The following is a 23,387-nucleotide window of genomic DNA, read 5'->3' on the forward strand; positions in this document are numbered from 1 at the left end:
GGTCGGGGGCGGGTCACGCCCGGGAGAAGGCGAGCACGGCGTTCTGGCCGCCGAAGCCGAAGGAATTGCTGACGGCGACCTCCACGGTGGCCGTGCGCGCCGTCTTGGCGACGACGTCCAACTCGACCTTGGGGTCCTGGCTGTCGAGGTTGGCGGTGGGCGGGATGACTCCCTGGCTGATGGTGAGGGCGGTGACGGCCGCTTCGATGGCGCCGGCGGCGCCGAGCGAGTGGCCCACCACGCCCTTGATGGAGGTGACGGCGGGCCGCTGACCCAGAACCCTGCGGATCAGCTTCGTCTCCGCCGCGTCGTTGAGCGGCGTCGACGTGCCGTGCGCGTTGACGTGGTCCACGGCGTCGGGGGCGAGACCGGCGTCGTCGAGGGCCGCCCGCAGGGCGAGTTCGGCGCCCGCGCCCGTGGGATCGGGGGCGGTGGCGTGATGGGCGTCCGCGGAGGCGCCGTATCCGCAGACATTGGCGTACACGCGGGCCCCTCGGGCCTTCGCGTCGGCCGCACGCTCCAGGACGAGGACGGCGGCGCCCTCCGCGGGGACGAAGCCGTCGCGGTCGACGTCGAAGGGACGCGATGCGGCACGCGGGTTGTCCTGGCGGCCGCTGAGTGCGCCCATCTGGCTGAAGCCGGTGATGATTGAGGGGATCAGACACGCCTCCGTGCCCCCGGTGATCACCACGTCGCACACGCCCTGGCGCAGCAGCTCGCGTGCCATGCCGATGGCCGTGGTGCCGGAAGCGCAAGCGGTGGCGGTGACGAAGTTGGGTCCGCGGGCGCCGTGTTCCATCGCCACGTACCCGGCCGACATGTTGACCGCCAGCATGGGGATCAGCAGCGGGGACACGTTCAGCGGGCCGTCGTCCAGGAGGACGTGATGCTGTTTCTCCCAGCTGCCGGCGCCGCCGATGCCGCTGCCGAGGACGACGGCGACCCGGGCGCCGTCCCAGCCGCCCGGGTCGAGACCGCTGTCGGCGACAGCCTCGGCGGCGGCGGTGATGGCGAACTGGCTGCTGCGGTCGTAGCGCCACGCCTTGCGCCGCCCGATGGCCTTGCCGGCGTCGTAGCCGGGAATCCAGCACCCGATGTGGGCGGGGATGCCGTCGAGGGCCGGGACCCCCGAGGCGACCGTGCCCTCGGGGTTCCGGATCACGTCCCAGGAAGCCTGGGATCCGATCCCCGCCGCGGTCACCATGCCGATACCGGTGACCGCGGCGTCGAACGAGCCGGTGGGGCCAGGCATCAGGCCACCACCAGCTTGCTCTCGATGACCGACACGGCCTGGCCGAGGGTGTCCTCGGCGCCGAGGTCGTCGTCGGACAGCTTGACGCCGAACTCCTGCTGGACCGTCAGGGTCAGTTCCACCAGGGCCAGCGAGTCGAGTTCGAGCTTGCTGAAGGTGTCCTCGGGGGCGACCTCGTCGGTCTCGAAGCCGAAGTTCTTGACCAGCAGCTGGACCAGACGCGGGTAGGTGTCGCTCATGGCGGTACTCCTTGCGAGGTGATGGCCTACACGGATGACGAACAGTCAGACAGGTGTGATGTCGGGCCACGTCAGGGTGGCCGCGCCCCAGGTCAGCCCACCCCCGAACGCGGCGAGCGCGGTGCGGTGCCCGGGTCGCAGGGCGCCCGCGGTGACAGCGTCGGCGAGGACCAGGGGGATGGACGCGGCGGCGGTGTTGCCCACCCTGTCCAGATGGACGGGGAAGCGCGATCGGGGCAGCCGCATCTGGTCGGCGACCGCGTGGATGATGCGCAGGTTGGCCTGGTGGGCGACGAACACGTCGGTGTCGTCGAGTGCCCACCCGGCCCGTGCCACGGCTTCGAGGGATGCCTCGGCCATCCGTTCCACCGCGTTGCGGAAGACCTGTGCGCCCGCCATACGGAAGTACGGGTCGGCTCGCTCCGTGTGCTCGGGGCGGATCGGGTCGCGCGAGCCGCCCGAGAGGATCCGGATCAGCTCGCTTCCGGTGCCGTCGCTGCCGAGGATCACCGGCCCGAGCGCGCCGGGTTCGTCCGGATCGCCCGCGCGCAGGACGACGGCGCCGGCCCCGTCCCCGAAGATCGCCCGGGTGGAGCGGTCCTCGGGGTCGAGAATGCTGGAGTACGTATCGGCCCCGATGACCAGGACGCTGTGCGCCGTGCCGGCGGCGATGAGGCCGCCGCCCACCGCCAGGCCGTACAGGAAGCCGGTGCACATCGCCGCCACGTCGAAGGCCGGCACGATGCCCAGGCCCAGGCGGGCCGCCACCGCCGGCGCGGTGGCCGGGCAGGAGTGGTCCGGGGTGCTCGTCGCCACGATGACGGCGTCCACCGCATCCGTCGAGGCGGATGTCGCGGCGGACTTGAGCGCCCGTTGGCCCGCCTCGACGGCGAGGTCGGAGGTGGCCGTGCCGTCCTCGGCGATGTGCCGCTGCCCGATCCCGGTGCGGCTGCGGATCCACTCGTCGGAGGTGTCCAGCTCCCTCGCCAGGTCCGAATTGGTGACCACCCGGGACGGCAGGTGGGTGCCCAGACCGCACACCACCGCCGCGCGCGCCGCCGCCATCAGGTGCCTCCGATCTGGAGTCGCGCGGTCCGCTCAAGGGCGGTGACCTCGTCACTGACCTCGGCGAGGTAGTCCGACACGTCGAGGTAGGAGCGCATCAGCGACACCTCTGCGTACGGCATTCCGTAACTGACCAGATACTCCTTGATCAGCGGCTGGGAGCGGCGCAGGTTGCGGCGCGGCATGGACGGGAACAAGTGGTGCTCGATCTGGTAGTTGAGGCCACCGTAGAAGAAGTCGGTGACCCGGTTCGGCCGGATGTTGCGGGAGGTCACCACCTGCCGGGTCAGCCAGTCCAGCTCCTCCGCCTCGCCGTCGCGTACGGGCAGGCCCTTGTGGTTGGGCGCGAAGAGCAGACCCATGTAGAACCCGAACAGGGCCTGGTGGACGACGATGAACGCGACGGCCTTGCCCGGCGGGAGGACCAGGAAGACGGCGGTGAAGTAGGCCGCCAGATGCAGGGTGAGCAGACCCAGGTCGGCGACCACGTGGCGCTTGATCACGCCCATGCGGGCGGCGATGTACCCGGAAAGGTGCATGCGCAGCCCTTCCATCATGATCACTACGTAGAACATCCAAGCCTGGTGGCGCACGATGAAGCGAGCCACGGCGCCGGTCTTCTTCGTGTGGTGCTTGGAGTCGAAGATCACCTGGCGACGTGTGATGTCGGGGTCGAGGGACAGGTGGTTGGGGTAGTTGTGGTGCTTGGTGTGGTGCCCCACCCACCAGCCGAAGCTGACCCCGGTGAGAAGGTTGCCGTGGATGAACCCGATGACGTCGCTGCCCTTGCGGGTGCGGAAGATCTGGCGGTGTCCCGCGTCGTGGCCGACCAGGTCGGTCTGGCCGAAGCACAGCGCCAGGAAGACCGCGGTGGCCAGCTGCCACCAGCTGTCGCCCACGAGGGCGAAGGCGGTCCAGCCCATGGCGAGCAGCAGCAGATTGACGGCGATCTTGAAGACGTAGTAGGCGGGCTGAGGATCCATCAGGCCGGCCCGCTTCACGACTTTGGTGACCTCGTCGAAGCGGGCCGTCGGGCTGTCGGCGCCGCTCGCGGCACCGGTCCCGGTTGACGTCATATCGCCTCCTCAAGCCCCATGTAGGCGAGCCGGGTGTGCTGCATCTTGTCGGCCCACGCCTTGCCGGTCTCCATGCGCTCCTCGGGAGTGGTGTCGGCCAGGCGCCGCCCCGGCCATGCCTCGTAGTCGCCCAGCAGGTGGCCGTGTTCGTCGATGCCCTTCTGGAACAGCGTCTCCCGGCGCAGTACTTGCTCGGTGGTGGGCAGCCGCCCCCACAGTTCGTAGCCCTCTGCCATCAACTCCAGGAGTCGCGGCTTGTCCTCGGGGTGCTTGAGCAGGTGCTCGCGCAGGATGGAGCTGCCCACGGTCAGGTGGCGGATCTCGTCGATGCCCGCGCCGCGCTCGATGTCGGCGGCCGCCGGGTCGAAGACCCGCCACTTGCGCTCGCTGAGCTCCGCGGCGGGGGCGAGGACACCCTCGACCAGGACGGTCAGGACCAGGACGCCGCCGATGAAGTCCTGCTCGTCGCGCAGCACCCTGAGGCCGAAGTTCTCCAGCGGTACGAGGATGGAGTCGCGATCCTCGGCGGCGAGCCGGTCCACCTCGGCCAGCAGGTCGTCGGGGGCGGTGCCCAGTTGCAGCAGGTGGCTGCGGAACACCATCGCGTGCCGCGCCTCGTCGATCAGCTGGGTGGAGTAGAACTCCATGCTGTCGTTGTCGGGTGCCAGGGCGACCATGTAGCCGATGGCCCGGGTCGCCTTCTCCTCGGCGATGGAGCGGAAGGCCAGTTCCTGCTTGATCGCAGCGTTGAGCGGACCTTCCTGCCGTACGACGTCCAGCGGCTGGACGTCGTCGGCGTGCCCGAGGATCCGGCCGCGCAGCGTTCCCTGCGGGACGGATCGCAACCAGTACGCCAGATCGCACGTCGCCGCCGAGAGCTCCAGGCTCAGTGCCCCGTCCATGAGCGAGGGGGCCTGCTCCCAGTCCGCCTCGGAGGGGATGTTCGAGGAGGTCATCACTGCTTCCTTTCGGTGTGCATCGGATTGACGGGGTTCGCAGCGTGCGGAGCGGAGGACGGGCCTGCGTGCAGCACGCCGGCGAAGTTGACCAGGGGGGTGCAGGCGGTGGCGGCGCCGGTCAGCACGCGAGCCATCACCAGTTCGTGATCGCCTGCGGCCACCGTCCGCTCGATCCGGCATTCGAGCCAGGACACGGCGCCCCGCAGCCGTGGCGCGCCGTGCGGCGACGGCTCCGCCCACGCCCGGGGCGGCAGCTGGGCGAGGCCCGTGGGCCGACTGCGCCTGGCGAAGTGCTGGGCGAGCCACTCGTGGTCGGCGGCCAGGCCGTTGGCCACGAACGCCTCGGCGGCGAGCAGGGATCTGAGGCCCCGGCTTCCCTGGCGCAGCGCGACGCAGACCATGGGCGGGTCGCCGGGGATCGTGGTCAGGGTGGAGATCGTGACCCCTTCGGCCTCGGCTGGGCCGCCGCAGGTGAGGACCGTCACGCCGGTGACGAAGTGCCGCATCGTGGTGTTCAGCGCGGCCTGGACGGCGGCCGGCACCGTGGCGGAGCTCGTCATGTGACCGTGCGCAGCGCGTCGTTGCCGCCCGTCGGGGCAGCGGTGGTGAACTCGCTGTGGAATCTGCGATACGCCTGGTGGGCCTCGGGTTCGAAGCGCAGTCCGAACGGCTTGAGGAAGTTCCCGAACAGGGCCCGGTCGCCGAAGAGATGGATGGCCAGGGCGAGCAGCGCCCACTCGGCGCCCCACAGCCAGATCCAGGCCAGCGCCACAAGGCCCTGGGTGACCAGGCTGTGCATGACGTTGTAGGCCAGGTAGTACCCCTTCGGGATGTCACCGTGCCCCTTGCGCCGGAACGCGATGGCGCCGGGGATGTAGCCGATGAGGTCGATGTAGAGGAACAGCCCGATCGCGACCCACCAGCGGATCTCGTCGAGGTGGGTGAAGAAGAGAACGACGGACACCACGAGTCCGAGGGCGTACTCGGCGCGTACGAGGCGGGCCGTGGTGGGCGTCATGAACAGGTTCTTGGTGTCCATGGCTCACTCCACCGGTGCGCCGGCGAGCTGGGCCTCGACCGGCGGACGGGCCACGGCCTGGGCCAGGACCTCGTCGCCGACGACGGTTCCCCTGCCGCCGAACAGCCCGATGACGACGCGGGCGATGGTCTCCTTGATGACCCGTTCGGCGACGGGATCGAGGATGCCGGCCAGACTGGGAATACCGAAGTCGAACTCGGCGCGGAAGTCGACCACACAGCCGTTCTCGGTGCCGGAGATCCGCCAGGTCCCTTCGAACGAGTCGAAGTCCCCGTCGAGCTGGGTGAACGCGATCGTCAGGCCGACCGGGTCGAAGTGGTCGGACTCGGTCCAGCGCAGGATGCCGTTGCGGAAGTAGACCTCCCAGTCGCTGGCCTCCTCGTCGGCGGTGATCTCATGGACGGTCACGGCGCGGACCACCGGGGCGAGCTCGGGGTACCGGGCGAACTGCCTCACCTGGTCGTACCCCCCGGCCGGTGAGGTCCCAGAAAGCTCGACGGCCACGTGAACACTACGCATGGGCGGAGTCACCTTCGAAAGTCGGTACGTATCGGGTCGCCTGCGCTCGGCAGGCGCGGTCGAATGCCTCGTACAGGAAGCGCGTGTCCGCGGCACTGAGCACGGCGGGCGGCGTGAGCCTGATCACCAGGTGCGAGTTGAGCGAGTGGTTGGCCACCACGCCCTGCGAGATCAGCTCGATGAGCAGATCGCCTGCGGGGCCGGGGATCGCGAACTCGATCCCGATGAGCAGGCCCCGGCCGCGTACCTCGCGCAGCACGGGACCGAAGTGGCGCTGGGCGATGTCGCGGACGGTGGTGAGCATCTCGGCACCGAGGTCGCGGGCGCGGTCGACGAGGCCGTCCTCCTCGAGAGCGGCGAGGGCGCCGCGTACGGCGGCCATGGCCATCGGCGTTCCGGAGAACGTCGAGGTGTGCAGATAGGGGTCCTTGTCGAAGGCCGCGAACGCCTTCGGGGTCGCGATGACCGCGGAGACGGGCAGGATGCCGCCGCCGAGCGCCTTGCCCGCGAGCAGCATGTCGGGCGTGATGCCCTCGGCGTCGGCGCCCCACCAGGTGCCGAGGCGGCCGAGGCCCGTCTGGATCTCGTCGAGGACGAGGAGCGCGTCATAGTTGCGGCACAGCTCCTGCACGGCGCGCAGGTAGCCGGGGGGCGGCAGTACGACCCCGGCCTCGCCCTGAAGGGGTTCGACGACGAAGCAGGCCCGCCCTGGCATGGTCCTGAGGAGTTCCTCCAGTGCGTCCGCGTCCCCGTAGGGCACGTGGTGGACGCCGGGCAGCAGCGGGCGGAACGGGTCCTGGAAGACGTCCTTGCCGGTCAGGCTGAGGGCGCCCATGGTCTTGCCGTGGTACCCGCCGTGGGTGGCGATCAGCTGGTCCTTGCCCCGGGTTCGGGCGATCTTGATGGCGGTCTCCACCGCCTCGGCACCGGAGCAGGCGAAGTGCACCCGCTCCAGGCCGGCCGGGGCCCTGGCGGCCAGGGCCTCGGCGGCCAGGGCGGCCTGGGGTTCGAGGAAGACCCGGCTCGCGACGGGATGGCGCCCCAGTTGCTCGGTGACATGGCGTACGACGGTGGGGTGCCGGGCGCCGGTGATCAGCACGCCGTAGCTGCCGCAGTTGAGGAAGCGGCGGCCGTCGTCGGTGAAGATCCAGGGGCCTTCGGAGCCGGTCTCGATGTGGCCGCCGAAGAGCTCGCCGAGGGTGGCACGGCCCTTGCTGAGGTTGGCGCGGTACAGCCGCCCGATGTGCTCCCGGTCGTGGACCGGCGAGTCCGTGGTGGTGGTCATGTGTCGGCTCCTCAGGCCAGTCGCAGCGGCTTGCCGCCGATGTGCTCGACGAACGGCTCGGCGAAGCTGGAGCGGGACGGTGGGTGGAAGGAGAGCCCGTTGGAGGCCGCTGCCAGATAGCCGACGTCGCCGCTGCTGATGAACGCCATCCCGCCCAGGAGTTCCACGGCCGTGCGCACGGTCTCACCGATGGCGTCCTGGGCTCCGTAGCGGGCCACCAGGGACTTGCCGAGCGCGGCGTTGCCCGTCTCTCCGTCCTCGATCATCCGGGCCACCCCTTCGAGCAGCAGGGCGGCCGTCTCCAGGCGGGTGACCAACTGCGCCCGCTCGGAGGCCGAGCCGCGCCCGCCGGTGGTGACACGCTCGGCGAGCGCGCTGGCGATGCCGAGATACGACGCGGAGATCAGCATCTCGAACCAGATGAAGCCGACGGTCTGGAGCTCGTCCAGCTCACCACCGTCGCCCAGCTCGGTCCGCATGACCTGCTTTTCGTCGACCAGCACGTCGGTGAGGCGAATCTCGTTGCTCTCCGCGCCCGCCAGCGCCCAGCTGGACCAGAACGGGTGGACGGTCACGCCCTCGGTCTGGCGGGGCACGAGCAGCACGGCCATCTCACTGGTGCCGTCCGGTCCGGGCAGCGCGACGCTCGCCGTGAGCAGGTCCATGGAGGAGGAGAGACTGCACGGCTTCTTGGAGCCGTTGATGCGGTAGCCCTTCCCGCACTCGTCCAGGCGGGCCTCCATGGTCGGCGCGAGGATGCCGCGCCCCGGCCTGCCCTCGGCGAAGCCGGAGGCGACCAGCAGGTTCTGCTCCACGATCCCCTCGAGCAGCGCCCACTCGACACCACTGGACTGGAGGCTGCCGGCGAGCGAGAAGAGCGTGGCGACCGAGAAGTGGTGCATCGTGGTGGCCACGGCGAGGGACGGCGACGCGGCGGCGAGCGCTCGGGTCACCTCGACCGCTTCCAGGGGGCCCGCGCCGAGGCCCGAATACGTCTTGGAGATGACCAGGGCGGATCCGCCGTGCGAGCGGAACAGCTCGATGGCGGGGCTGTCGGGCCGCTCCAGGTCGTTGAGCGAGTGCTTGGCGAGCGCGCCGAGCAGTCCGGGCAGATAGCGCTCGCAGGTGTCGCGGGCGGCATCCAGTGCACGCATGGGAACTCCTTCGCAGAGGCGGAATGCGGGGTGGCTACGAGGTCTTCTTCTCGCGCAGGGTCCGCCAGGCTCCGAAGACCGCGTCACGCGGACGCGAGCCGGTGGAGATGCTCACGCCCTGGACGTGGGAGGTTCGAAGGATCGGGTAGTTGGCCTCGCCGAAGACGCCGCCGGTCAGTCCCGTGCCGCCATGGGTGGGCAGGCAGGGCAGGAAGCCTATGTGGGAGTCATTCACCTTGAGCAGACCTCCGTTGCTCACCCGTGCCAGGAAGCGGTCCACGACTCGGGAGTCCGTGGCCCAAAGGGAGTTGCGCAGGCCGTAGGCGTTGGAGTTGACGAAGTCGATGAAACGCTCGAGGAGTTCGTCGTCTGGCTCCGGGTCCGCGACCACGATGGGCAGCAGCGGGAAGAACGTCTCGTGCACCACGGCTTCGACCTCGTGTGCGCGGTCCAGGCCGCGTACGACGATGACGGTCGGCTCCAGGAAGATGCCGTTGGGATCGCGACGCTCGTCCAGCTGCATGGCGTGCCCGCCGCAGGCCAGCTCGGCACCCTTGGCCAGCGCGTCGTCCAAGCACTTGAAGAACTTCTCGTTGCGCAGCACGGGCGTGAGCAGTACGTCGGGTTCGGTCGGGTAGCCCGGCCGGATGTGGCCGACCTTGCGGACCAGGGAGGCGATCAGGTCGTCGGCCACGTCGGGGTGGACCAGGACCTGGTTGGGGATCATGCACAGCTGTCCGGAGCCGTAGAAGCTCTCGGTGAGCGCCTCGGCTGCCAGCTCGAGGTCAGCGTCCTTCCAGACGGTCACGACATCGTTGCCCGCGAGTTCGAGGATGGGCTTCTTGCCCTCGGCCACGCAGCGCGCCTCGAACTTGGTGCCGTTCTCGCTGGAGCCGAAGTAGATGATGTCGTCGACGTCGGGGCTGGCGAGCCAGGCCGAGAGCATGGGGCCGGGGTCTCCGCAGACCACGTTGAGGGTGCCCGGCGGGGCGCCCACCTCGTCGAGTGCGGGGGCGACGATCTCCTGCATCACGTACATCACGCCGAGCGGGCCGCTGCGCGGGGCTCGGACGATCAGCGAGTTGCCGCCCATGATGGCGGTGACGCCGAGCAGTGCGCTCGAAAGCGGCGCGTTCTGCGGCGGGTTCAGGCACACCACGCCGTCGGGCCGCCGGCGCACCTGGAGCCGCCGCTCACCGCGGTGGAACTCCTGGAGCATCTGGGAGCGGTAGAACGCGATGGATTCGGGGCTGAAGCACTCCAGCATCCCGGAGACCTGCCACTGGGCGAGCATCAGGGGATGTCCCTCTTGGACGAGGATCTCCGCTATCTCCTCAGCCCGTTCGGCGAGCTTGCCGTGCAGCAGCGCGCCGAAGCGCCCGATGCGGTCGTCGAGGGGGAACGCACCCCAGGCGGGGGCGGCTCCTGCCGCGGCGTCGATCGCCCGCTGAACGGTGGCCCGATCAGCCTTGGCGACCCGCCCCACGACGACGTCGCGCCGGTCCTCGGTCGTGATGCGCCCCTGTTCCAGTTTCCGCTTGAGCGTCAGGCTGGCGAAGACATCATCCAGCAGGGTGCTGGAATTGATCACGTATACCCAGTCAGCACTTTCCAGCGGCTCACCCCCCACATAAGAGTGGTAGGTGCGCAGAGAAGCGGGTTCTTGGGGCGGAGCAGATTGGTTCTGCGACACCGGGCGAGACAGCTGTGTACTGCCCACGGACACTCCTCATCGTTCGAAAATCTGCCGACGCTAACCTCGCGGACGATACTTTCAGAAAGCTCTGATAGGTCGCTTAGATCTCACTGATACAAGCATTTCAGTATTTCATCTTCACCTTCTGTTACATTCCCGCATACGCATAGACGATATGACGATGGAGTGGACTGATGAGCCAGTCGGTGGAGTCTCCTCAAGGCGCTCAGGGGAAACTGGAGTCAGTTGTCAAGTCGATTCGGGATTACGGCGATAACCCCAGCGCCTTCCTTGCGGTCAACGAGGGGAACGAGCACTTCGAAGGAAGCGGCCAAGGGGTCATCACCTATCGCCGGGCAGGCGGGTACTTCATCCAGTTCGGCGGCGTGTTCGCCGCGAAGGAGCAGCAGCGCACACTGCTGGAGGAGTTCGGGCGGTACGCGCGCTCACAGCGACGCAAGATCGTCGGAATCCAGCTCCAGCAGACGGACGTCGGGCTGTTCGCGGCCGCGGGATTCACCGTGAACCAGGTGGGCTCCTCGTACTCGGTGCATCTGCCGGAGTTCACGCTGCGCGGCACGAAGTTCATGAAGCTGCGCAACAAGATATCGAGGGCGAAACGCAGCGGCCTCGAAGTACGCGAACTGCCGTACGACGAGGACGTCAGGAACCGGATCGGGGAGATCGACCGGCACTGGCTGCGCTCGAAGGGCAAGCACGTCAAGGAGATCGAGTTCCTGGTAGGGCAGGTCGGCGGCCCGGCACAGGAGTACCGCCGACTGTTCGTGGGGCTCATCGAGGACAGGCCGGTCGCCTACATCTCCTACTCCCCGGCCTACGGCAGCCGCCCGGGCTGGCTGCACGATCTGAGCCGGCGTCTTCCCGATGTGATGCCGGGGGTCATGGAGGCCATCAACGCCGCGGCGATCGAGCGTTTCACCGAGGAGCGCGCCGAGTGGCTGCACTTCGGCTTCACTCCGTTCACCGGCCTCGACCTCGCATGCGAAGTCCCCGGCAACAGCGCGCTGACGGGGAAGTTCATGCGGCTGCTCGCGGAGAAGGGGGGCTCGGTCTATCCGGCCGCAACACAGCTGGCCTACAAGGAGAAATGGGGGCCCCATTCGGTACTGCCCGAGTATCTGGCGTTCCAGGGGGGCGCCAGCTTCGGGGCGATCTGGCAGGTCCTGCGCGTGACCAAGTCCATCTGACCATTCCTGTGGCACGACGGCTCCCGGGTGGGCGGACGCCTCCCCGGTACTACGGCCGGAGATCTTGTGACGGGGCCGGCCTCCCCGCGCAGGGCGAGGGACGCCGGCCCCCGGCCGGCGGTCCGGGCGCCGCAAGCAGGCGCGCCCCAGAGCCCGGCTCCGGTGGATGGCCGGCCGCGACCGGTGCACGCTGAACCGCGCGACCAGCAGAAGCGCCGCCCCAGCGGCGACGGCACCAAGGGCGAGCGCCTCCACGTCCGGACCGCCCGCGCCGTGCAGGTCGTGAACGCGGAGCCGGTCGCGCCCTTCGCGCCCCGGGTCTGCGGGCACGGAGCCGGCGAGCCGCACGGGGGTCGGCCCGCCGGCCCGCCCAGCCCCTCAGCCGACCTCGTGCAGCAGGCTGGGCCCCTGACGCAGGATCTCGGACATGGTCCTCTGCAGGCCCGGCCCCGGCTCCAGGCCGAGGTCCGCGGACAGACGCTGGCGCACCCGGTGGAAGGTGCCGATGGCGTCGGCCTGGCGGCCGCATCGGTACAGGGCGATCATCAGCTGCTCGCACAGCCGCTCCCTGAGCGGGTGGCGTGAGAGCAGCTGCTCCAGCTCCGACACCACCTCGTAGTGGCCACCGAGCGCGAGCTTGGCCTCGACGAGGAGTTCCCTGGCCATGAGCCGCGTCTCCTCCAGCCGGGCGGCGGCGGTGCGGCAGATCATGCCGTGCCCGGCGTCGAGCAGCGCGGGCCCCCGCCACGTGTCGAGGGCGTTGGTGAGGAGGACGATCGCCTTCTCCGGCTCACGGGCCTTCACGCGGCTCGCCAGTTCGACGTTCAGGATGAACCGTGAGGCGTCGATGTTCTCCGGCGGAAGCACGAGCATGTATCCCGACCCCGATGTCCGGATCACATTCCGCATTTCCTCTTTCCCGCTGTGCTGTACCAATGCCCGGCGCAGCCGGGCGATGTGCCCTTGAAGTGAATTTGCCGCGCTGCGCGGCGGCTGCTCTCCCCAGAGTTCGTCAAGCAGAGCAGAGGAAGAAACCGTCATTTCGGAAGCGAGAGCGAGCGTCGCGATAATAGCCCTGAGCTTCTCACCCGGAATGCCGATCGGAATACGCTGATCGGTTACGGTCAATGGCCCGAGCAGCCCGATGCGCATCTTAAACCCCCGCGGTTCGGAACTGATGAATAGACGTGTTACATTGAACTCGACCACACGCACGGAAACGCCAGAAGAATTCTCAAGTACACATGGAGCGTCGCAGTCCTGACGCCCAGAGGAACGTGTGACCGTCAAGGATGAACTGCTTGGCCGGCGGGCGAGCCGGCTAAACCTTTCCGGACCGATGGATGTGACATCACCTTGAGCGAGCGATGGTTCGAACTCTGTATCGATCCCAGAACATACATGCGTGCTGGTTTTGATCACAACCCTTCCTTCGACTCAAAGTGAGAGCCATTTCAGGCCAACTCGAACAAGAATCAGCCAAGATTCAATCGCCTTGGACATCGGGTTCAAGCCTCGTTGGTCATGGCGGTACTCATCGACAGATTGAGAAGGAGAGTCAGTGACCAGACAGGAACGGGCGGCCAGGACCCGCCGGCTCATCCTGGAGGCCGGGGCGGAGGAGTTCTCCGAGCGCGGCTACGTGGCCGCGACATGCGTCGGCATCGCCGCGCGGGCGGGTGTCACCAGGGGGGCGTTCTACTTCCACTTCCCGTCCAAGCACCATCTGGCGAGCGCCGTACTGGACGAGTGGATCGCCCGCCCGGCCGCCGCGGGACCGCTGCCGTTCAAGCTCGAAGAGCTGAAGGAACGAGCGCTGGCGACGGCTCGCCAGCTGGAGAGCGACCCCATAGTGAGCGGCAGCTTCCGGTTGTGCCTGGAGCAAGGACTTGACACGACGCAACGACAGCGTCCGTATCTCGTCTGGACCGGACGCTACCGGCAGCTGCTCGAAGAGGCAGACAGACAAGGGGCGTTGCGACCCGATGTCGCCACCGGCGACGCCGCGGAACTCCTGGTCGGCGCCTTCGCCGGCGCCCACCTCGCCTCGCAGCTCCTGCCCGACGAGGCCGATCTGGGGCAGCGGGTGGTCTCCTTCATGCGTCACCTGCTGCCGAACATGGCGACCCCCGAGGCCCTCGACCGCATCGCGCTCGCCAGGAACGCCGGGACGGACACTGAGACCCGGACTGCCACAGAGCGGGGGGCGTGAAAGGCGGTGAGCCGCCAGGGGAACCCTCGCATCCGAGCCGCTCCCCGTACCCGACGGACGTCGCCCCCCATTGCAGATTCCGACTATCGGTACGTAACCTAAGGGCTGTCACTCACGTACGCGCTGCCGGGACGGTGACCCCCACCAGGGGAAACGTCGTGGCGGCGGCGGTCAGCTGCGACCCTGGTGGCGAAAGCCGGTCGTAAGGGAGGAGCGCAGGACCATGACTCAGCAGACGGTGACGCGGCGAACCGGACGCCGCACCCAGCAGGAGCGCTCCTCCACGACCACGCAACAGCTCCTCACCGCCGCGCGGAAGCTGTTCGCCCGGGACGGATACACCCTGACCTCGCTCGACGCCATCTGCGACGCCGCCGAGGTCACCAAGGGCGCGTTCTACCACCACTTCAAGAACAAGGAACAACTCTTCCGAGCGGTGTACGAACGCGAACAGCAGGACCTCTCCAGTGCGATCGCCCAGAAGTACTCGCATTACAAGGACCCCTGGGAAGCACTGTTCCAGGGAATGCGGGAATTCCTGGTCGGCTCCATGGAGCCCAGCACGCAGCGCATCACGCTCATTGACGCGCCGGGTGCGCTGGGGTGGGAGGCAATGCGCGAAATCCGCGCCGACTGCCGGCGCATGATGTTCTACGGCCTCTGCCAGGCCCTGGGCAAAGGGCGGTTTCCCCGGCACGAGATCGAGTCCCTGGCCTCGATGGTCTACGGCGCCCAGTGCGAGGCCGCCATGGCCATGGCGCACGCGGACGATCCCGACGGGCTCCTCGAAGCCACCCTGCGCCAGTTCCGCCACCTCTTCGACTCCGTCCGGCGCATGCCCGCCACGTTGGAGCCGTAGACCGATCGGCCGGAGGGTCCTCCTGCCGGAGTCCCGTCCTCGGGGTGCTCTCGGCCGCCGGCCCGGGCGGGTGCCTGCGGAGGCTCCTCGGGAACGCCGGGGCCCCCGCGGGCGTCAGCCGAGGGACAGCGGGCCGTACACGCCGAGGTGGACGCCCAGGCGGCGGATCGTCGCCGCGGCGGCGATGGCGTGGCCCCGTGCGTTGACGTGCCAGCCGTCCGCACCGAAGATGCCGGGGTCGCCGTCGGCGGGGTGGGCGCTCAGGTCGACGTGGATCGCGCCGTTGCGCAGCGCCAGGCCGTAGGTGCGCTCCGAGAGCAGTCGCAGGCGTCGGCGCAGGACGTCCTTGGGCACGTTTCCCGTGCTGCCCCTGCCGAACGGCGCGAGGATGACCACCTCGACGCCCGCGTCCCTCAGCGGTGCGATGATCCGCGCCAGTTCCGCCTCCGTCGCGTCGGCGTCGAAGGACTCGCGCAGCACGTCGCTGCTGCCCGCGGCCACGGCTGCGAGAGCGGGCCGGAAGGTCAGCGCCTTGCCGAGTTGCCTGGCGCGCACCTCGGCGGCGACCGGGTCCCGCTGGGCCAGGTTGAGGTAGGCCAGGTCCGGATGGACCGTGCGCAGCGCGGCGGCCAGGCGGTACGCCCAGGAAGCGTCGTCATACCCCTCGCACGGTTCCCCCGGCCCTTCCGCGAAGGCGTCGCCCAGTACGACGAGCCGCCGCCAGGGCGCCTGCGCCAATAGCTCTGTGGACATGCCCGGGGCAATGCAGTAGGGGTCGTACTGCTCGTCGGCAGAGCGCGCTTTCACGGTGTCCTCACCTTCCTTCTGTCGGCGTCCTTCACCTTGGTCTTGCGGCCCGGAACGGCCTTCATGGGACGAGCTTCGGACGGTCGGCACCCCCTTCATCCACATTCCGGCCGGGAGTCCGCCGATATGCCGGGTCCGAGCTCCTCCTCCGAGCAGGAACCCGGCGGCCCCGGCGGGGCGTACCGTTACGGGGAGCGAACGGTACGCCCCGCCGGGACCGGGGCTCGGAGGCGGCGGATCAGGCCTTCTTGGCGGCGAGGTGCTTGCCCAGCGTGCGGATCACTTCGGTCGCGACGACCGCGTGCCCGCGCACGTTGAGGTGAAGGCCGTCGGTGGCGAAGATCGGCTCCTTGCCCGCAGGGTGGCTGGGAAGGTCGACGTGAAGGCCACCCATCCGGTGCGTCACCGCCTGGGTGAGGTCGGAGAACTGCTGGAGCCGCTGCTTCATGACCGCCTTGTACTTGTCGGCGACGTACGGCGTCCAGGTGTTGTCGAACAGGCCCATCGTCACCACGGTGCAGCCCCGGCTGCGCAGCGCCGAGACCATACGGGCCTGCTCCGTCTCCACGGCCGCCGTGTCGAAGTGCTTGCCCAGCAGGTCGTTTCCGCCCGCCACCACGATGGCGATGTCCGGCTTGAAGTCCAGCGCCGGGTCGAGCTGAGTGGCCCTGATCTTCGCTGCCGGGAGGTCCCGCACGCCGAAGTTGTGGTACTCGAGCTGCGGGTTGATCTGGCGCAGCGCGGCTGCGACGCGATCGGCCCAGCTGAGGTCGGCATAACCCTCGACGGGCTCGCGGGTGCCCTCGACGATGCTGTCGCCGATGGCCGCGTACCGGGTCCAGGGGGCGCCCTGGAGCTGGGCGGCGATCTCCTCCACGGTCAGGATGTGCGGGTCCTGCAGCTCCTGCGTGCGGTCCGGGGGCATCTCCGTGCTCGTCATGACTGACATCTCCTTCGGGTGAGACGGCTGTTGGGCCTGGGGAGTGTTGTGGAAGCCCGCGTCGTCCGCCCGGAGGGCGGGCCCGGCGGGACAGCCCTCAACTCGCGGCGTCGGTGGTCGGGGTCTTCTGTTCGCCGGTGGCCTGCTCGGGGGGCGTGGCGGCGGGCGGGGCCGGCGGCAGCTTGATGGTGAGGCCGAGCCCGAGGAGGGCCACCACCATCGCTGCGCAGGCGGCGATCAGGTAGATGCGCTCGAAGTCGGCGATGTCCTTGAGGGCTCCGGAGACCACGGTGGCCAGGATCGCGATGCCGATGGCGCCGCCGATCTGCCGGGCCGTCTGGTTCAGGCCCGTTGCCCCGGCGAACCGCAGCGGCGAGACGGAGAGCGCGGCGGCCGTGGACGTACCGGTGGTGATGGCGCCCATGCCGATACCCGCCAGAACACCGAGCGGGAGCCAGTAGGCCAGGAACATCGAGTGGTCGGGGAGCGTGAAGGCGAGCAGGAAGCCGGTGCCTGCCAGGATGACCGCGCCGCCGGCGGTGGCGAGCCTCGGCCCGTACGCGGGCGGAAGTTTGCCGACCCGCATGGCGACGATGGTCGCCGCGAACGCGCCAGGTGTCATGGCGAGTCCGGCTTCCAGCTCGGAGTAGCCCCACACCTGGGTGACGTACAGGACGCCGACCAGGAGCCACGAGAAGAGCGCGATGCCGTAGAAGAACGCGGCGGCGTTGGCCAGGGCGAACGTGCGACTGCGCCACAGGGAGACTTCCAGGGCGGGGGCCGGGTGCTTGGCGGAGCGCAGCAGGCACAGGGCGATCAGGATCGGGCCCACGGTGACGCAGAGGAGGCTGGATGCCTCGGTCCAGCCCCACTCGCCGCCCTTGCTGATGCCGAGGCAGAACAGGCCGACACCGGCGCCGAGCATGATCGTGCCCAGGACGTCCGGGAGCTTGCGCTCGGTGCCCGGGGCCGTCGTTCGCGGGATCGCGGCGGCGCCGTAGAGGAAGAGCAGCCCGAAGGGGATGTTGATCAGGAAGAGGGAGCGCCAGCCGAAGCTGTCGACCAGAACGCCTCCGACAGCGGGACCGACCGCCGCCGCCAGGGCCGCCGCGGCGCTCCACTGGCCGATGGCCGCGCGGCGGCGCTCGGGCGGGGTGTCCATGAGCACGATGGCGAGCGAGGCGGGGATCATCGCGGCCGCGCCGAACCCCTGGATCGCACGGGCCACCAGGAGGATGTCGAGGTTGGGCGCCACGGCGCACAGCAGCGACGCCGCCGTGAAGACGCTGATGCCCGCGAGGAAGAGCGTGCGCCTGCCCAGTGCGTCCGCGAGGCGTCCCGCCGGGGCGAGGAGGGCCGCGAAGACGATCGCGTAGATGGTGATGACCCACGACAGGCTCTGGAACACGGAGCCCGTGAAGTCCTCGCGCAGGTCGGGCATCGCGAGGTTCACGACGGTGACGTCGAGCACTGCCAGGAACGAGGCTCCGGACGCCAGGAGCAGTAACGACGTTGTTGACCGTCGCTGTGGAGCGCCGGCATCGGTAGTAGCCACGGGACACACCTCTTTCTTAGATACCGTTGGTAGGAATGTATTTAGCCTCGACAAAGGGTGTCAACGAGCCCCGGACGACGTGACCCACTTCACATACCAACAGTAGGTATTAATCCGCGAGGCGCAAGACCTGGCGCAGCACCTCTGAGAGTTCCCTGGCCGTGAGCTCCTCCAGACGCGCCAGGGCGTCGGCCGCGGCCTCGTCCACGCCCGTGCGCAGCAACTTCTCGCGCACCAGGGCCGGATGGTCCTGCCAGGAGGCCGACCCGACGGCTCCTGTCCCGGCGGCCAGCTCGCAGGTCTCCTCGCGCCCGTCACGCATCCGCACCGTCATGCGGCAGCCCAGCATCTTGGTGGAGTCCTCGAAGGAGGCGACGGGCGGACCGAGCTCCTCCAGAAGCGTCTCCATGGGTATTCCGGGCAGCTCCGTCTCCCACTCCAGGGCGCGCCGCCCGGCGTGGCGCAGCGTCTCGCCGACCGGGGCGGTGGACATCACGCCCCGCCTGCTCAACTCCTCGTCCGCGTACAGCCGCACCCGCTCTGCGAGCTGCCAGCGGCCCTCCTCGGCCAGGCCCGGAGGGGCGAGGTCGGCGACGGTGAGGCCGCCGGTGAGCAGGGCGGTGGCCACGTTGTACCCGGCGCTGAGGTTGAGGGCGGGCAGGGAGGTGGCGGCGCCCCGCACATAGCCGTCCGCGTGCCCGCTCATCACCATGGTCATCCTGGGCACGGCGACGTCGACCGAGGCGATGCCGGCCGGGCCCGCGGGGCGCAGCCTGCGATGCAGTTCGGCGGCGCACTCGACCAGCGCGTCCAGATGGACACCGACGGGCAGCAGCTTGAAGGAGAGGGTCTCGGTGTGCCAGCGCTCGCCGAGGCCGTACGCCACGAGCTCGGGCACGGCCGCCCCGGCGAACACCGCGAGGAGCCCCTCGGGATGCTCGATCACGTCGTCGCGGCCGGTGAGCCCGGCCAGCGCTGCGGCGCAGGCGTCGATCGCCGTGCGCACGGGGGCGGCGGCGGACAGCACCTTCGCGTCGCTGGCGAGCACGGCGGGGCGCAGCGCGCGCGGGGGCGCGGCCAGCGCCAGGCCCCAGGCGTTCAGCAGCTTCTCCGCGTCCGCGCCCACGCCGTGCAGATGGGCGGCACAGGCCGCCACGAGATGAGTGTGGCCGGCCCACTGGCCCCGGAACGGGCCCAGCGTGCCGGCGGCGGTGACGCGGGCGGCAGCCTCGTTGGCGGCGGTCACGGCGGTGATCAGGGCGGGCCCGGACAGCGCCTGGCGCCTCTGGTGGGCCACCGGGACGCCGACGGCGGCGTGCGAGACGTGGCCCGCGTACAGGGTGTCCTCCAGATAGAGGCTGGAGGACAGCGCCGCCATCAGATGGGCCGTACGAGCCGGATCGCCATCGGCGTCGAGGGGGCCGTACGCCGTGAGGAGGGTGCGGCCCACCGGGTGTGCGGCGGTGGCACGGACCGCCGCGAGGTGGGAGACGACCTGGCTGGTGACGATCGGGCCGACACGAGCGGGAATGTCCTCGTACCGCAGCCCCGCGGTCCACTGCGCGAGGGCCCGGGTGGGACCCCCGCCGCTCGCACCGGTCATACGACGCCCTCGGCGTGCTCCGCGAAGCTCGACGCGCGCGGGGAGCCCGGCATCGGCATCGGCATCGGCGCCGGCGGGGCGAGGACGGGAAGGACGGCGGGGAGCACGTCGATGGTGTAGCGCGAGGCTTCGCCCGTGCAGAGTTCACCGTCGTGCTCGAAGGAGAGCTGCCGGCCGTCGGTGCGCTCGACGACGAAGCGGGAGCCACGCTCGTACACAACGCCGGGGCGCCCGATATGGCTGCCGTCCCGGGTCAGTCCGGCCAGCTCACGGACGCCCATCGGTCCGCCCACCACGCAGACGTCAAGCAGGCCGTCGTCGATGACCGAGTGCGGCAGCAGTTTGAACCGGCCCGCCCGGTGGCGGCCGCCGCCGATGTTCACCAGGGCGACGGGGCCTTCGTGGACGATCCTTCCGTCCACGCTCACCCGGCCCTCGTAAGGCGTGTACGTGCTCATGATCTGAGCGACGGCCTGCTGGTAGCGGTCACGGCCCGGGATCTCGAGCATGCCGTGGGCCGCTTCCAGGGCGTCCGCGACCAGGCCCGACCCCGCGCCGAGCAGCGCCAGGACGTCGATCTCCCGGATGTGCGCCATGTCCACCCAGCGCAGATGGGGGTGCTTGCCGGACAGGGCCTGGTCGAGGACCTGTCGCCAGGGGGCGTCACCCCAGATCTCCTGGTAGAACGAGTTGCCGGTACCGAAGGGGATGTTGACCATCGCGGGCCGCTTCCCCCCGGGCTGTCTCAGACCCGAGCGGGCCAGACCCGACGCCACCTCGCGGGTCGTGCCGTCGCCGCCGAGCACGATCACCGCGTCAGTGTGCGAGGCGGCGGCCCTGGCGGCACGCTCCTCGGCATGACCCTGATATTCGGTGTGTACGACTTCGAGGTGCGGCACCATGCCTTCGCAGTGTGCGACGACCTGGTCGATGCGCTGCCGATCGCGGGCCCCGGCCCGGGGGTTGGCGATCAGCAGGGTGTGGGCCGCCCAGCTCGGTTCAGTCACCATGGCCGCCCACCTCCCGTTCGGCGCGGCGCGCCGTGACCAGCCCCATGAAGTCGTCGTCGCTGCAGTACGGGTCGCTGCCGCCGTAGCGTCGGACCAGGTCGGTTACGCGCAGCTGTTCCACAGGTTCGAATCCCGCGTCACGGACCGTGTCGGCGGCGGAGTGCGGGGTCAGGCCGTTGATGTACGGCTCGCCCTGTTCGGCCACCTGGCGCGCCATCTGCAGGGCCCCCTCGTAAGGGCTCGTGCCCTCCACCACGGCCTCGTCCATGTAGTCGAAGAGCAGCAGGCTGCCGGGCGCGACGGTGTCCGCCAGGTCGGCGAGGGTGGCTCGGCACGCCTCGGGCGGCAGGAAGAACGTCACCCCCAACCACCCCACTACGCAGGGCGTGTCGACGTCGAAGCCGTGCGCGGTGAGCTCCGCACGCAGCGAGGCGCCCGCAGTGAAGTCGAGGGGCACCGAGGTGACCGGGGACGTGAGGTCCGCCGCGGCGAGCGCCTCCAGCTTGGCCGTCTGCGTCGCGGGGTGGTCCACCTCGAAGAACCGCACCGTGTCGGGGCCGGTGTAGCGCAGCGCCGTGGTGTCGTACCCGGCGCCGAGCAGCACCACCTGGCGCACCCCCGCGTCGACCGCGAGTGCGACCAGATCCTCGAAGTAGCGCTGACGCAGCAGGATTTCGGCGATGAATCCGCCGTGCGCCCGGTCCAGGCGCTGCAGTCGGCCGAGGGCCTCCTGCGAGGTGACGGGCGGGGGAACGGTGACGAACAGGTGCGCGAAGGTGTCGCCGAGCAGTCGCCTGCCCGGCTCGATGACGGCGTCGGAGGCGCGGGCGCGCGCGGTGAGGTGGGCCGTCTCGCTTGAGTGCCCGGACTGCAGCCGGGTGGGTGGAGGTGCGGCTGTCACGGCAGATGCCTCGCTCAGATGTGGGTACGGGTGAGGGGCGAACACTCCTGTTACGCGGGCGGCCACCGCACCCCTCAAAACAGTTCAGCCACCCGGGACGGCGGCACGCGACGTGATGTCCGGTTCGCTGCTTCGGGTGGGCGGGACGGACCGGTCGCGGGCTCACCGGCCGGCCATGGCCCGGGTGAACGGCCCCCGCGTTGCTCGGAGCCGTCCCGTGACCCCTGGCGGGCGCACGACGACAGCCACGGCAGGGACGGCATCACAACACCTGCCGCCCACCGGGATGAGGGGTGGGGCCCTCTCGCGCGTAAGACACGCATAGGCACCGAGCACGACGTGAGAGCACCCGAGAGGATTGAGGGAGACCCAGTGACGACACTCACGGAAGAGCTGGCGGGATGGGCGAGCGCGCTGCGCTTCGACGAGATACCGGACGACGTCGTCACCACCGCCAAACACCAGATCCTGTCCCAGATGGCCGCCGCGCGGGCCGGCCTCGACCACCCCTTGGGCCGGCGGTTCGTCCAGGGCTTCGGCGCACCGTTCCAGGACGACCCGGCCCGGTCCGCGTTCGTGCTCTCCGGTCTCGGATCCTGGCTCCACTTCGACGACACGGCCTACGCCGGACATCTGTCCAACTCGACCGTGGCCGTCCCCCTCGCGTACGCCACGAGACAAGGGCTCACCGGGAAGCAACTGATCACCTCGATCGTCGTCGCGAACGAGACGGCGGCGCGGATCACCGCCGCCACGACGCTGGGGCCCTTCCGGGGCCAGAGCGCCGCGTTCACCCATGTCACCGGGTCCATAGCCGGGCGGCTGCGCGGCGAGAACGCGTCGGCGCAGCGGTGGGTGGACACACTCGGTCTCGGCTTCGGGCTGCCTCCCCGTACCGTGCCGGTGGGCTTCCTCGACGGCGACGCCAAGCTCTTCGGCGCGTCGACCCCGGTGCGCGTAGGGCTCGACGCCTGTGACGCGTCGGCCGTGGGCCTCGCGGGCAGCCCGGTGATCTTCGAGCACCCGGAGGGGTTCCTCTCCCGGTTCGCCACCATTCCGCTTCCCGAGGCCGTGGTGGCCGGGCTCGGCACGCGCTGGCACACCCGCACGACGTCCTTCAAGGTGCACCCCGGGGGGCCGGGCATGGACTCCGCCATCGATCTGGGCCTGGAACTGCACCGGGAGCTGTCCTCGCCGGACCGTCCGCTGCGCGCCGCCGACATCGCCGAGATCAGCGTCGACACCTCCCTGTACACGGCGGTGGTGGAGCGCCGGGCCGCCGAGTACCTGCGTGGCGCCCTGTCCCCGGTGAGCGCCCTGGTGTTCTCGCTGCGCTACACGCTCGCCACCGCCCTGATCACGGGACAGCTGAGTACCGGCGACTTCACGGAGAAGGCGATCGAGGACACGGAGCGGTGGTCGCTCGCCGACCGGATAGACGTTCGCCTGGACCGGGACATGACACGGGAGCTGTTCCACTGCGAGGTGCCCTTCGGCGAGGCGCTGCGGCAGGCCGGGGGACGGGGCAAGGAGTGGCTGCGGCAGTTCGGTGCGGGCTGGGAGGGCGACGGGCAGTGGCTCGTCGACCTGGTGGGCGAACTCCCGCCGCCGAGCCGGGACTTCAGCGACGCCCGCAAGGTGACCGGGGCACGGGTGTACGTACGCCTGAAGGACGGGCGCAGCGTCAGCCGGGAGCTGATGGTGCCCATGGGGGCCATCGGCGGTGAGGGCCGCCCGCCGATCGCGGGGGTGGTGCGGGACAAGTGGCTCGGCACGGGGGGCCGCGAGGAGTTCGCCGACGGTATCGACCGCCTGGAGGGGGCGTCGGCGGACGAGGTGGGGCGGCTGCTGACACTGATCTTCGACAACGCCTCCTGAGGCGCGCGGGGGCCGGCCGTCGAGGACGACGAGGGGAGGGGCCCGGTGCTCACACCGGGCCCCTCCCCTCGCTGTCGGTGCCGGAGACGGAGCACATGGCCCGGCTCGGAGGACCGCGTGTGCGATGCAC

The 23,387-nt window shown here is 69.9% G+C and carries 22 protein-coding genes and 1 pseudogene; 4 read left to right on the top strand and 19 right to left on the bottom strand.

Going from position 1 to position 23,387, the window contains the following annotated elements; translation table 11 throughout:
- Positions 1–13 precede the first annotated feature (13 nt).
- The 11 genes from AB0903_RS25695 to AB0903_RS25745 are packed head-to-tail and all read right to left on the bottom strand — an operon-like array spanning position 14 to position 10,179.
- The gene (locus AB0903_RS25695) at positions 14–1,252 is read right to left on the bottom strand and encodes a beta-ketoacyl-[acyl-carrier-protein] synthase family protein (protein WP_366706613.1); all 1,239 of its coding nucleotides are present in this window, start codon (positions 1,250–1,252) and stop codon (positions 14–16) included.
- On the bottom strand, positions 1,252–1,491 hold the full coding sequence (locus AB0903_RS25700; RefSeq protein WP_366706615.1) for an acyl carrier protein: 240 nt from the start codon (positions 1,489–1,491) through the stop codon (positions 1,252–1,254). Before AB0903_RS25700 ends, AB0903_RS25695 begins: the two co-directional genes overlap by 1 nt.
- Before the next feature lie 45 nt (positions 1,492–1,536).
- Positions 1,537–2,556: a beta-ketoacyl-ACP synthase III gene (locus AB0903_RS25705; protein ID WP_366706617.1), complete on the bottom strand. Its 1,020-nt coding sequence runs from the start codon at positions 2,554–2,556 to the stop codon at positions 1,537–1,539.
- Positions 2,556–3,632, bottom strand: coding sequence for an acyl-CoA desaturase (locus AB0903_RS25710; RefSeq protein ID WP_366706619.1), 1,077 nt, complete (start codon positions 3,630–3,632; stop codon positions 2,556–2,558). Before AB0903_RS25710 ends, AB0903_RS25705 begins: the two co-directional genes overlap by 1 nt.
- Entirely contained in the window at positions 3,629–4,588 is a 960-nt protein-coding gene (locus AB0903_RS25715) for a VlmB-like protein (protein WP_366706621.1), read from the bottom strand. The genes AB0903_RS25710 and AB0903_RS25715 overlap by 4 nt, the downstream gene beginning before the upstream one ends.
- Complete coding sequence (locus AB0903_RS25720) at positions 4,588–5,151, bottom strand: flavin reductase family protein (protein ID WP_366706623.1); 564 nt, start codon at positions 5,149–5,151, stop codon at positions 4,588–4,590. Before AB0903_RS25720 ends, AB0903_RS25715 begins: the two co-directional genes overlap by 1 nt.
- Complete coding sequence (locus AB0903_RS25725) at positions 5,148–5,630, bottom strand: hypothetical protein (RefSeq protein WP_073878923.1); 483 nt, start codon at positions 5,628–5,630, stop codon at positions 5,148–5,150. The genes AB0903_RS25720 and AB0903_RS25725 overlap by 4 nt, the downstream gene beginning before the upstream one ends.
- 3 nt (positions 5,631–5,633) lie before the next feature.
- The gene (locus AB0903_RS25730; RefSeq protein ID WP_366706625.1) at positions 5,634–6,149 is read right to left on the bottom strand and encodes an SRPBCC family protein; all 516 of its coding nucleotides are present in this window, start codon (positions 6,147–6,149) and stop codon (positions 5,634–5,636) included.
- Positions 6,142–7,434: an aminotransferase class III-fold pyridoxal phosphate-dependent enzyme gene (locus AB0903_RS25735; RefSeq protein ID WP_366706627.1), complete on the bottom strand. Its 1,293-nt coding sequence runs from the start codon at positions 7,432–7,434 to the stop codon at positions 6,142–6,144. Before AB0903_RS25735 ends, AB0903_RS25730 begins: the two co-directional genes overlap by 8 nt.
- A gap of 11 nt (positions 7,435–7,445) precedes the next feature.
- The gene (locus AB0903_RS25740) at positions 7,446–8,588 is read right to left on the bottom strand and encodes an acyl-CoA dehydrogenase family protein (protein ID WP_366706629.1); all 1,143 of its coding nucleotides are present in this window, start codon (positions 8,586–8,588) and stop codon (positions 7,446–7,448) included.
- Between the two features lie 34 nt (positions 8,589–8,622).
- Positions 8,623–10,179 carry an aldehyde dehydrogenase gene (locus AB0903_RS25745; protein WP_366706631.1) on the bottom strand — a complete coding sequence of 519 codons (1,557 nt, stop codon included), beginning with the start codon at positions 10,177–10,179 and terminating at the stop codon, positions 8,623–8,625.
- Between the two features lie 299 nt (positions 10,180–10,478).
- On the opposite strand from AB0903_RS25745, the gene AB0903_RS25750 reads away from it, so the two are divergent.
- The gene (locus AB0903_RS25750) at positions 10,479–11,492 is read left to right on the top strand and encodes a DUF2156 domain-containing protein (RefSeq protein ID WP_366706633.1); all 1,014 of its coding nucleotides are present in this window, start codon (positions 10,479–10,481) and stop codon (positions 11,490–11,492) included.
- A 378-nt stretch (positions 11,493–11,870) separates the two neighbouring features.
- Here the strand turns inward: AB0903_RS25750 and AB0903_RS25755 are convergent, their stop codons facing one another.
- Both AB0903_RS25755 and AB0903_RS25760 read right to left on the bottom strand, forming a co-directional pair.
- A complete protein-coding gene (locus AB0903_RS25755) occupies positions 11,871–12,365 on the bottom strand; it encodes an AfsR/SARP family transcriptional regulator (RefSeq protein ID WP_366706697.1) in 495 nt (164 codons plus the stop codon).
- A 6-nt stretch (positions 12,366–12,371) separates the two neighbouring features.
- A pseudogene (locus tag AB0903_RS25760) lies at positions 12,372–12,644 on the bottom strand (winged helix-turn-helix domain-containing protein); the annotation flags it as partial.
- Between the two features lie 409 nt (positions 12,645–13,053).
- Between AB0903_RS25760 and AB0903_RS25765 the strand changes: the two are divergent.
- Both AB0903_RS25765 and AB0903_RS25770 read left to right on the top strand, forming a co-directional pair.
- A complete protein-coding gene (locus AB0903_RS25765) occupies positions 13,054–13,704 on the top strand; it encodes a ScbR family autoregulator-binding transcription factor (protein WP_366706635.1) in 651 nt (216 codons plus the stop codon).
- Positions 13,705–13,927: 223 nt separating this feature from the next.
- Complete coding sequence (locus AB0903_RS25770; protein ID WP_366706637.1) at positions 13,928–14,563, top strand: TetR/AcrR family transcriptional regulator; 636 nt, start codon at positions 13,928–13,930, stop codon at positions 14,561–14,563.
- A gap of 114 nt (positions 14,564–14,677) precedes the next feature.
- Here AB0903_RS25770 and AB0903_RS25775 read toward each other — a convergent pair whose 3' ends face one another.
- From AB0903_RS25775 to AB0903_RS25800, 6 genes are all read right to left on the bottom strand, one after another.
- Positions 14,678–15,370 carry an SGNH/GDSL hydrolase family protein gene (locus AB0903_RS25775; RefSeq protein ID WP_366706639.1) on the bottom strand — a complete coding sequence of 231 codons (693 nt, stop codon included), beginning with the start codon at positions 15,368–15,370 and terminating at the stop codon, positions 14,678–14,680.
- Between the two features lie 238 nt (positions 15,371–15,608).
- Entirely contained in the window at positions 15,609–16,310 is a 702-nt protein-coding gene (locus tag AB0903_RS25780; protein ID WP_366706641.1) for an SGNH/GDSL hydrolase family protein, read from the bottom strand.
- A gap of 97 nt (positions 16,311–16,407) precedes the next feature.
- Positions 16,408–17,865: a DHA2 family efflux MFS transporter permease subunit gene (locus tag AB0903_RS25785; RefSeq protein WP_366706643.1), complete on the bottom strand. Its 1,458-nt coding sequence runs from the start codon at positions 17,863–17,865 to the stop codon at positions 16,408–16,410.
- A gap of 109 nt (positions 17,866–17,974) precedes the next feature.
- Entirely contained in the window at positions 17,975–19,468 is a 1,494-nt protein-coding gene (locus tag AB0903_RS25790) for a VlmK-like protein (protein ID WP_366706645.1), read from the bottom strand.
- Positions 19,465–20,478, bottom strand: coding sequence for a diacylglycerol kinase family protein (locus AB0903_RS25795; protein WP_366706647.1), 1,014 nt, complete (start codon positions 20,476–20,478; stop codon positions 19,465–19,467). Before AB0903_RS25795 ends, AB0903_RS25790 begins: the two co-directional genes overlap by 4 nt.
- Entirely contained in the window at positions 20,468–21,379 is a 912-nt protein-coding gene (locus AB0903_RS25800) for an SAM-dependent methyltransferase (RefSeq protein WP_366706649.1), read from the bottom strand. The genes AB0903_RS25795 and AB0903_RS25800 overlap by 11 nt, the downstream gene beginning before the upstream one ends.
- A gap of 372 nt (positions 21,380–21,751) precedes the next feature.
- On the opposite strand from AB0903_RS25800, the gene AB0903_RS25805 reads away from it, so the two are divergent.
- Positions 21,752–23,257 (top strand): MmgE/PrpD family protein, encoded by a 1,506-nt coding sequence (locus AB0903_RS25805; RefSeq protein WP_366706651.1) that lies wholly within the window; start codon positions 21,752–21,754, stop codon positions 23,255–23,257.
- Positions 23,258–23,387: the final 130 nt, after the last annotated feature.

The organism is Streptomyces sp. NPDC048389 (assembly GCF_040706335.1).
Taxonomy (GTDB): domain Bacteria; phylum Actinomycetota; class Actinomycetes; order Streptomycetales; family Streptomycetaceae; genus Streptomyces.

Coding starts and splice junctions, on each gene's coding strand:
- AB0903_RS25695 (WP_366706613.1), bottom strand. CDS start 1,252: ATGCCTGGCCCCACCGGCTCGTTCGACGCCGCGGTCACCGGTATCGGC.
- AB0903_RS25700 (WP_366706615.1), bottom strand. CDS start 1,491: ATGAGCGACACCTACCCGCGTCTGGTCCAGCTGCTGGTCAAGAACTTC.
- AB0903_RS25705 (WP_366706617.1), bottom strand. CDS start 2,556: ATGGCGGCGGCGCGCGCGGCGGTGGTGTGCGGTCTGGGCACCCACCTG.
- AB0903_RS25710 (WP_366706619.1), bottom strand. CDS start 3,632: ATGACGTCAACCGGGACCGGTGCCGCGAGCGGCGCCGACAGCCCGACG.
- AB0903_RS25715 (WP_366706621.1), bottom strand. CDS start 4,588: ATGACCTCCTCGAACATCCCCTCCGAGGCGGACTGGGAGCAGGCCCCC.
- AB0903_RS25720 (WP_366706623.1), bottom strand. CDS start 5,151: ATGACGAGCTCCGCCACGGTGCCGGCCGCCGTCCAGGCCGCGCTGAAC.
- AB0903_RS25725 (WP_073878923.1), bottom strand. CDS start 5,630: ATGGACACCAAGAACCTGTTCATGACGCCCACCACGGCCCGCCTCGTA.
- AB0903_RS25730 (WP_366706625.1), bottom strand. CDS start 6,149: ATGCGTAGTGTTCACGTGGCCGTCGAGCTTTCTGGGACCTCACCGGCC.
- AB0903_RS25735 (WP_366706627.1), bottom strand. CDS start 7,434: ATGACCACCACCACGGACTCGCCGGTCCACGACCGGGAGCACATCGGG.
- AB0903_RS25740 (WP_366706629.1), bottom strand. CDS start 8,588: ATGCGTGCACTGGATGCCGCCCGCGACACCTGCGAGCGCTATCTGCCC.
- AB0903_RS25750 (WP_366706633.1), top strand. CDS start 10,479: ATGAGCCAGTCGGTGGAGTCTCCTCAAGGCGCTCAGGGGAAACTGGAG.
- AB0903_RS25755 (WP_366706697.1), bottom strand. CDS start 12,365: ATGCTCGTGCTTCCGCCGGAGAACATCGACGCCTCACGGTTCATCCTG.
- AB0903_RS25770 (WP_366706637.1), top strand. CDS start 13,928: ATGACTCAGCAGACGGTGACGCGGCGAACCGGACGCCGCACCCAGCAG.
- AB0903_RS25780 (WP_366706641.1), bottom strand. CDS start 16,310: ATGACGAGCACGGAGATGCCCCCGGACCGCACGCAGGAGCTGCAGGAC.
- AB0903_RS25790 (WP_366706645.1), bottom strand. CDS start 19,468: ATGACCGGTGCGAGCGGCGGGGGTCCCACCCGGGCCCTCGCGCAGTGG.
- AB0903_RS25795 (WP_366706647.1), bottom strand. CDS start 20,478: ATGGTGACTGAACCGAGCTGGGCGGCCCACACCCTGCTGATCGCCAAC.